Raw genomic sequence first — 561 nt, 5'->3', positions numbered from 1 at the left:
AAGTATTTCTTAAAATAGATACTGATTTTTTATTTTTGTAAGTGTATCTTTGTCAGTTAATATAACTAATAGTAAAACAATGGATTAGCCGTTTAGTTTTTAATAAAAAGGCGGACAAGGGAAAAATATGTCACTACCCAATTACAAATCAACCCTTCATTACCTCATTACTTGCGTGTTTAGCCAATGGAAAGCTATCAAATTACAACGTAATATCGCCCTTAACTCATGCCGTAATTTAAGCTTTGAATTGATCAATAATAATTTGAATCCAAACGTTTCTTCAAATGAGTAGGTATTGCAGAAAAATTGCTCTTATCTTGGGTAATTGCAAGTTTAAATGCTTACAAATAATAGTCTATGCCATTTTAAGAAGCTTTAACGCACACCAAGAGCAAATGATGCAGCTACTTTCTGAGCCTGCAGAAACCAAAAATTCGTACGAGTGATATTTGTTATGTTGAGTGGATTTAAAGGATAAGGAAAAGTAATGAGTAGTAGTTTTAAAAAGTTTGCAGATAAAAATATAGATGAATTAGCAGAGCAAATGTTTGATGAGTT

General features: G+C 31.0%; 1 protein-coding gene. It reads right to left on the bottom strand.

Annotation, left to right across the window (positions count from 1 at the left end; all coding sequences use genetic code 11):
• Window positions 1-378 precede the first annotated feature (378 nt).
• Window positions 379-561: hypothetical protein (locus GQR46_RS20620; RefSeq protein WP_206009752.1), on the bottom strand; the 183-nt coding region annotated here is incomplete at its 5' end.

Source organism: Pseudoalteromonas sp. Z1A6 (assembly GCF_011378745.1).
GTDB lineage: Bacteria > Pseudomonadota > Gammaproteobacteria > Enterobacterales > Alteromonadaceae > Pseudoalteromonas > Pseudoalteromonas arctica.
This window is presented reverse-complemented; position numbering and strand designations above follow the sequence as displayed.